Source organism: Dietzia sp. CW19 (assembly GCF_014145265.1).
Taxonomy (GTDB): domain Bacteria; phylum Actinomycetota; class Actinomycetes; order Mycobacteriales; family Mycobacteriaceae; genus Dietzia; species Dietzia natronolimnaea.
Genome location: NZ_JAALEE010000098.1, coordinates 1 through 7,468 on the forward strand (window position 1 = coordinate 1; position 7,468 = coordinate 7,468).

Sequence of the window (7,468 nt, forward strand, 5' to 3'; positions counted from 1 at the left end):
CGGCGCGGCGGAGGAAGGAACGGCGGTCGAACGTCATGAGGGAACTCCGAGATCTCGGTCGAAGACGAAAGGCGTGTGTGACGCGTGGGATCTCACCCGCCTCACGCGAGTGTGTCACAAGAACATCGCGGCGTCTCCCCCGGCGTTACCACACGGGTGTCCGACCACGGCGCAGGCGCGGCTGGTTGACTGTCACACATGAGCCGCACGCCCAGATGGTCCGCCTCCGACGTCCCCGACCAGACGGGACGGACCTTTGTCGTGACCGGGGCCAACGCGGGGATCGGCCTGGCCACCACACAGGCACTCGTGGCCCGGGGCGCCCGGGTGGTCATGGCGTGCCGGAACCTCGAGAAGGCCGAGGCCGCCCGGGCCACCCTGCCGTCGGGGACGCGTGACCTGGCGCTGGTCCGTCGCCTCGATCTGGCGGACCTCGACTCGGTGGACGAGTTCGTCGCCGGGACCGCGGATCGGGTGGATGTCCTGATCAACAACGCCGGCGTCATGAACCTCCCGCCCTCGCGGACCGCCCAGGGTCACGAGATGCAGTTCGGCGTGAACGCGCTCGGTCACCACGCCCTCACCGGCGGCCTGCTGCCGCGGTTGACCGATCGCGTGGTCTGGCTCGGCTCGCTGGCACACCTCCGCGGGCGCGTCGACACCGACGATCTGAGCATGGATCTGCGCGGATACCGGCCGATGGCGGCCTACGCCAACTCGAAGCTGGCCTGCATCATGCTGGCCTACGAATGGCAGCGCCGACTCGGTCGCGAGGGCGGGGAGATCCGGTCGATGGCGGCCCACCCCGGGTACACCGCCACCGAACTCCTCCGGCAGAGCGGCCGCCCGGCCGCCGACCGGTTCTTCGAGCTCGGCAACTCGATCTCGTGGGCCGGACTGACGCCGGAGACGGGCGCCCTGTCCGTCCTCTACGCCGCGACGGTGCCGGACCTTCCGGGCGCGACCTTCGTGGGCCCCGATCGCCTCGGCGGACTGAGGGGATACCCGAAGATCGCCAGGTCGAGCAGCAGGTCCCGCGACGAGCGGGTCGCCGCCGCCCTCTGGGAGCGGTGCACCGAGATGTCCGCGTTCCGGTAGTCAGCCCGCGGCGGGGTCAGGCCGACCCGTAGGGGTCAGGCCAGTCCGGACGCGGCCAGTCCCGCACGGAGCCGGTCGAGGTGTTCCGGCGGGCCCTGGAGCAGGGGCATGCGCAGCTGGTCGGAACCGATCAAGCCCTGCATCTTGAGAGCGGCCTTGACCTGGATGGCCCCCTGAGAGGTGTGCATGATCGCGTCGACGGCCGGGATGAGGCGGGTGTGGATCTCGCGTGCCAGGGGGAGATCACCCGCGTCGACGGCGTCGATCATGGCCCGGTAGTCGTCTCCGGCCACATGCCCGACCACCGACACGACCCCGGTGGCGCCGAGTGCGAGGAACGCGAGGTTGAGCACGTCGTCGCCCGAGAACCACAGCAGGTCGGTCTCGGCCATGAGCCGGCTGGCCTCGAACAGGTCGCCCTTGGCGTCCTTGACCGCGCGGAGGCCGGGGATCTCGGCCAGAAGGCGGATCGTGTCGGAGGACAGGGCCGTGCCGGTTCTCCCCGGGATGTCGTAGGCCATGACGGGTCGCCCTCCCGCCTCGGCGACCATCCGGAAGTGCTCGACGATCCCGTGCTGCGTGGGCTTGTTGTAGTACGGCGTGACCACCAGCAGCGTGTCGGCGCCGCGCTCGACCATCGCGGCGGCCGCCCGCATCGAGTGCTCCGTGTCATTGGTACCGCAGCCGGCCATCACCGACACACGGTCACCGACCGCCTCGACGACCGCCGCCACGGCGTCGTAGTCCTCGTCGTCGGTGGTCGTGGCGGACTCACCGGTGGTGCCGTTGACCAGCAGGCCGTCGTGGCCGTGGTCGGCGAGGTGGACGGCGAGTCGCTGCAACCCGTCGAAGTCGATCGAGCCGTCGTCGTGCATTGGGGTCACCATCGCGGTGATGACCCGACCGAAGGGATTATCCGACATGGGCACCAGGATAGGCGGTCCTCATTGATCGTTGGCCCAGTGCGGTCACCGGCAGCTCCGGCGGGGACGACCGGAGGCACGCGGGCCCCGTCGCGGTTAGGGTCGTCACCACCCCACACGCACGACCCAGGAGGACCACATGAGCTCGGAGACACCCCCGGAGACCCCAGAGGACCTGGGCAACACCATCGACGGAACGCGTGTCGGTGACGGAAGTGCGCCGGATCCGGCAGCGGACCAGGGAGCGACCGGAATCGACCCGGACGCACCGGGCAGCGGTGGTCACAGTGACGGGCAGAGCGTCGGCAACGGCGACGGCACCGCGACGACGGGAACTAGGGACCTGGAGGAACAGAAGCGCATCTATCAGACGCCGGAGCAGCCGGACCACGCGCTCGGTGGGAGCGAGGGAACAGCCGACGGGATGTAGGCCGCCAGCAAGCCGCGCTACGGCGCGGGAGCGGGGAGGACCGTGACGGCGCGGCCCGAGGGGAGGGTCAGCGAACCTTGTCCGGGTTGGTGTCGAGGAAACGGCCCAGGGTGTTGTCGACGACGATGTGAGCCACCTCGTTGGTCGTGGCCACACCCACGCGCAGCGTGGCGGCCAGAGCATTCTGCAACATGGAAACCTCCCGACAAGTGGTGTGACTCGCGTCACTGACAACCGTCACCCTACGCTCGGCCGCGGGAGACCGTAGCCGTATCAGCGAAAAACCCGGATGACCGTCCTGCACAGGCGCCCCGGCCCGGGCGAACCGCTCGAGCGTATTGTTGTTGCGTCATCCAGTCAAGGGGTCGTCATGCTTAATCCACTGGTCAGGATCCATCGGTCGGCCACGCGCTCCCACACCGGTGGCGGCTGGCTGGACTCACGTCACTCGTTCTCCTTCGCCCGCCACCAGGATCCGATGAACACGCATTTCGGGAGACTCCTGGCGAACAACGATGACCGGATCGCACCGGGTTCCAGGTTCGACACCCACGGCCACCGGGACATGGAGATCGTCACCTGGGTACTCTCCGGTTCGCTGGTCCACCAGGACTCCGAGGGCCACAACGGGATCATCTACCCCGGCCTCGCCCAGCGGATGAGCGCGGGGTCCGGGATCCTGCACTCCGAGCGCAACGACGCCTGGCGGGACGGATCGATCCAGACCCCCGAGGCCCCGGCCGAACCGGTCCACCTGGTCCAGATGTGGGTCGTCCCCGACTCCACGGGAGGGAATCCGGGGTACGAACAGCGCGAGATGGACCCCGCCGAGCTGGAGGACCACCTCGCCGTCGTCGCGAGTGGTCGCCGCGCCCACTCCGACCGGGCCGCCATCCGGATCCGCAACAGCACCTCCGCGCTGCTCGCGGCGCGGCTACAGCCGGGGCGGTCCGTCCAACTCCCCGATGCGCCGTACCTCCACCTCTACGTGCCCGTCGGCTCGGTCGACCTGGAGGGCGAGGGCGAGCTGGCCACCGGTGACGCCGCGCGGCTCACCGCGACGGGTGGTCGCCGGGTCACCGCCGGTGCGGACGGGGCCGAGGTCCTCGTGTGGGAGATGCACGCGGGGATGACCATGCTCGACGTGAGAGGGCACTAGTCGGAGGACTCGAGCGGGTTCGGCGCGCCGTCGTCCTCCTCCCCGGGGATCCGGTGCAGCGGACCGATCGGCTCGGGCGAGGGTGTGGTCTCGTTCTTCTCGAACTCCTCGGGCGAATAGGCCCGCTCCCACTGCCTGGTCACCGTGGGCGGGCGCTCGCCCAGATCGGCCGAGATGCCCTTGACGAGGCTGTACATCATCACGAAGCCCATGACGAAGAACGGCAGCCCGATGACGGTGATGACCTCCTGCAGAGCGCTCAGACCACCCGTCCCGGTGCCGGCGAGCAGCGTCGCGGCGACGGCACCCATGAGGACGCCCCAGATGATGCGCTGGTGGATGGGCGACGGGGAGACGGTGTCGTCCTCGCCCGAGGCCATCATGTCCACGACCATCGCGGCCGAGTCGACCGAGGTGGTGAAGAAGATGACGACGATCAGCACCGCGAGCCCGGAGACGAGGGTGGCGAGCGGGTAGTTGGACAGGAACGCGAACAGGGCACCCGGGATGTCACCGTCGTCGACCACCGCCTCCACCAGTCCACCGGGACCGTTCAGTTCGATGTCGAACGAGGCCATGCCGAACACGCCGAACCAGATGATGGAGAAGGCCACCGGGAGGACGAGCACCCCGAAGACGAACTGGCGGATGGTCCGCCCGCGACTGATGCGGGCGATGAAGATGCCCACGAACGGCGACCACGTGATGGTCCACGCCCAGTAGAAGACGGTCCACGTGTTCTGCCAGGTCGCAAGGTCGTCGTTGGCCGGGAAGACGTTGTTCCAGAACGCCAGTTCGGGCAGCGTCGAGGCGTAGACACCGAAGGTCTCCACCGTCCCCTTGAGCAGGAACAGGGTGGGGCCGGTGACGACGATGAAGACGAGCAGCGCGACGGCCAGAACGATGTTGAGGGTGGACAGCCGCTTGATGCCCTTGTCCAGACCGGCCGCCACCGAGATGCAGGCGATGGTGGTGACCACCACGATGACGAGCACCTGCACCACCGGGGACACGGCGATCCCGAAGAGCTCGTTGAGGCCGGCGTTGATCTGGAGTGTGCCGAGGCCGACCGAGGTCGCCACGCCGAACACCGTGCCCACCAGCGCCACGACGTCGATCGTCTTGCCGATGGGCCCGTAGACGCGGTTGCCCAGGACAGGCGCGAAGATCGAGCTGACGCGCGGCGGCATCTTGCGCTTGTAGATGAAGTAGGCGAAGGCCAGGGCCGGCAGCGCGAAGATGGTCCAGGTGTGAAGACCGAAGTGGTAGAGGGTGAAGGCCATGGCCTCCTGGGCGGCCTCCCTGCTCCCGGGGTCCACCCCACCGCGGGGAGGGGTGGCGAAGTGCGAGATCGGCTCGGCCACTCCCCAGAACATGAGGATGGTGCCGATTCCGGCGGCGAACAGCATGCCGAACCAGGCCGCCGTGGAGTGCTCCGGCTCCTCACCGTCTGCGCCGAGCCGTACGTGACCGAACCGGCTCAGCGCTATCCACAGGAGGAAGAGCAGGAAGATCGAGACCCCGGCGATGTAGAACCACCCGAGGTTGGTCATGATCCACCCCGAGGCGGTACCGAACACGTCCCCCACCCAGTCCCCGGCGAGGAACGTGACCACCACGAAGGCCACGATGACCGCCACGGTGGTGAGGAAGATTCCCGGGTCTGTCCTGAGCCTCAGTGCGCGTGTAATCCGTTCGGACATGGTCCCCCTCGTCTGTTCGGCCGTGCTTGTCGGCGGGTCGGTCCTCCGGTCTGACCTCAGTACGCGAAGTTGTGTACCACGAACACCTTGCCTCCGGCGGAGTAGGCGATCCCCATTCCCGCCGAACGGTACCCGGCGTCAACCAGGTTGTCGTTGTGGCCGGGAGAGTTTTTCCACAGGTCGACCAGACACACCGGTCCGCAATGCGTGCCGGCGGCGACGATGTTCTCCCCGTGGCCGCGGCTCAGCAGGGCCTGGTTGTGGTAGACGGCGTCCTGGGCGGCGAGCCGGTCGGCCCACGCCTGCGCCTCACGGTCCAGGTCCGGGTTGGGGGCGAGGACCCCGAGCCCCCTCGACACCCGGTAAGAGTCGATCTCCCGGACGATGCCCTCGCGCAGCCCGCCCGAGACGTCCTGGTAGATCATCCCCGTCGACCCGACCGCCGCCCACACCTCGGCGGGCACCGCGGCGCGGGCCTGGGAGACGAGCCCGTCCACCACGTGCTGCGGGATGAACGGCGGCAGAGCCTGGGCGGAGGCCGTCGCTCCACCGCCACCCATCAGAGTGGCGGAGGTGACGGCGATGGTCGCGAGTGACGCAGTGAGCCTGGAGCGCATGGAGGTGATCATGCCGCCTCGGCGAGTCTGAAGCGAACCAATTGGCGGATGAGGTAAAGCCGACGCGTTACGCCCGCGACCTGCGTAAACCACTGTTGCAGATGGTACTAAAGTTAACGTGGAACGAGGAACAGGCCGGCCCCCGCGAGGACCTCGACGGTCACCGGGAGCGGCGCCACGGCGTCACCGTCGGCGAACGCCTCCACATCCTGAGCCTCGATCCGGACCGACCTGCACCGCCGTGTGGTCACCCCCCGGAGTCCCACGTGGGTACCGGAGTAGAGCCGGCGGAAGTGCCACGCCAGTCGGGGCTTGGAGATCCTGCCGACGTAGCAGACGTCGAACAACCCGTCGGACCGGTCGGCGTCGGGGGCGATCCTCATGTCACCGCCGTAGCTGCGCGTGATGGCGAACGCGCTGAGGAGGACCTCCGTCTCCACCGTCTCCTCCCCCGCCTCACCGGCGTCGAAGGTCATACGGAACCGACGGGGCCGGTACGTCGGGAACTCGATGATCGAGGCCAGGACGTAGCGCAGGGGCCCGCCGAGGATCGTCATCTCGTTGACGCGCCGGTTGACCGCCGAGTCGAGCCCCGCACACAGGACGGAGGCGAAGAGGTGCGGGTCGCCGCCGTCCGGGGTGGCCCGGCCGAGGTCCACCTGCTCGACCCGGCCGGCGGCCACGACGTCGGCGGCGGCCTCCGGGCTGTCCAGCGGGATGCCGTACTCGCGGGCGAGATCGTTTCCGGTGCCCGCAGGGATGATGCCGATCGGGACTCCCGAGAACGCCTGCGCCTGCACGGCCAGCGAGACCATCCCGTCCCCGCCGCACACGGCGAGAGTGTCCACCTTGTCGGCGATCGCCTGCCGGGCCAGGTCGAGGGACTCCTGCGCGCTGACCCCCCGGAGGGCGTGGATCTCGAGCCCGTGCGACCGCAGCCTCGCGGCCGCCCTATCGGCGACCCGGTCACCCCGTCCCCCGCCGGCGGCCGGGTTGGTCAGCAGGGCGACCGTGTGGATCCGACGGTCGGACAACTTCGGGGTCACGGGATCAACGTCCCCGGGTTGCACACACCCTTCGGATCCACGGCGTGTTTGACCGCACGCAGCATCCGCACGCCCACCTCGCCGATCTCGGCCTCGAGATAGGGCCTGTGGTCCACCCCGACCGCGTGGTGGTGGGTGATCGTCCCGCCGGTGGCCACGATCGCCTCGGATGCCGCCCGCTTGGCCCGTGTCCACTGCGCGACGGGGTCCTCGCCCCGCTGACCCGCCACCACGGTGAAGTAGAGCGACGCGCCGGTGGGATAGACGTGACTGATATGGCACATGACCAGCGCCGGCGTGCCACTGGCCTCGAGCGAGGTGGTCAGCGCCCCGGCGACGGCGTCCCGCAGCGCGGTCAGGTTCGACCAGTCGGTGGCGGTCTCCAGCGTCTCGACCAGCGCGCCGTTGTCGAGCAACGAGTCACGCAGGACCGGCGCACCGAAGCGGCCGTGCTCCCACGCCTCGGCCGGGCCGGCGCCCAGCGACACGCCG

9 protein-coding genes are annotated in these 7,468 nt (G+C 69.1%); 3 read left to right on the top strand and 6 right to left on the bottom strand.

What is annotated here, in order from left to right:
• Positions 1–198: 198 nt before the first annotated feature.
• Entirely contained in the window at positions 199–1,098 is a 900-nt protein-coding gene (locus G6021_RS03505) for an oxidoreductase (protein ID WP_179523708.1), read from the top strand.
• Positions 1,099–1,133: 35 nt separating this feature from the next.
• Here the strand turns inward: G6021_RS03505 and dapA are convergent, their stop codons facing one another.
• Positions 1,134–2,021, bottom strand: a complete 888-nt coding sequence (dapA, locus tag G6021_RS03510) for a 4-hydroxy-tetrahydrodipicolinate synthase (RefSeq protein WP_182640668.1) — start codon at positions 2,019–2,021, stop codon at positions 1,134–1,136.
• A gap of 139 nt (positions 2,022–2,160) precedes the next feature.
• On the opposite strand from dapA, the gene G6021_RS03515 reads away from it, so the two are divergent.
• Complete coding sequence (locus G6021_RS03515) at positions 2,161–2,451, top strand: hypothetical protein (protein ID WP_182640669.1); 291 nt, start codon at positions 2,161–2,163, stop codon at positions 2,449–2,451.
• Between the two features lie 67 nt (positions 2,452–2,518).
• Here the strand turns inward: G6021_RS03515 and G6021_RS17720 are convergent, their stop codons facing one another.
• On the bottom strand, positions 2,519–2,644 hold the full coding sequence (locus G6021_RS17720; protein WP_277817639.1) for a hypothetical protein: 126 nt from the start codon (positions 2,642–2,644) through the stop codon (positions 2,519–2,521).
• 177 nt (positions 2,645–2,821) lie between these two features.
• Between G6021_RS17720 and G6021_RS03520 the strand changes: the two genes are divergently transcribed.
• A complete protein-coding gene (locus G6021_RS03520; protein ID WP_182640670.1) occupies positions 2,822–3,610 on the top strand; it encodes a pirin family protein in 789 nt (262 codons plus the stop codon).
• On the opposite strand, the gene G6021_RS03525 is transcribed toward G6021_RS03520, so the two are convergent.
• The 4 genes from G6021_RS03525 to G6021_RS03540 all read right to left on the bottom strand — a co-directional run.
• Positions 3,607–5,313, bottom strand: a complete 1,707-nt coding sequence (locus G6021_RS03525) for a BCCT family transporter (RefSeq protein WP_182640671.1) — start codon at positions 5,311–5,313, stop codon at positions 3,607–3,609. The genes G6021_RS03520 and G6021_RS03525 overlap by 4 nt on opposite strands.
• A 56-nt stretch (positions 5,314–5,369) precedes the next feature.
• On the bottom strand, positions 5,370–5,930 hold the full coding sequence (locus tag G6021_RS03530; RefSeq protein WP_241736410.1) for a CAP domain-containing protein: 561 nt from the start codon (positions 5,928–5,930) through the stop codon (positions 5,370–5,372).
• Positions 5,931–6,043: 113 nt separating this feature from the next.
• On the bottom strand, positions 6,044–6,976 hold the full coding sequence (locus tag G6021_RS03535; RefSeq protein WP_182640673.1) for a diacylglycerol kinase family protein: 933 nt from the start codon (positions 6,974–6,976) through the stop codon (positions 6,044–6,046).
• Positions 6,973–7,468, bottom strand: a 496-nt coding sequence (locus tag G6021_RS03540) for an FAD-linked oxidase C-terminal domain-containing protein (protein ID WP_277817920.1), incomplete at its 5' end; no start/stop codon positions are given. The genes G6021_RS03535 and G6021_RS03540, both read right to left, overlap by 4 nt.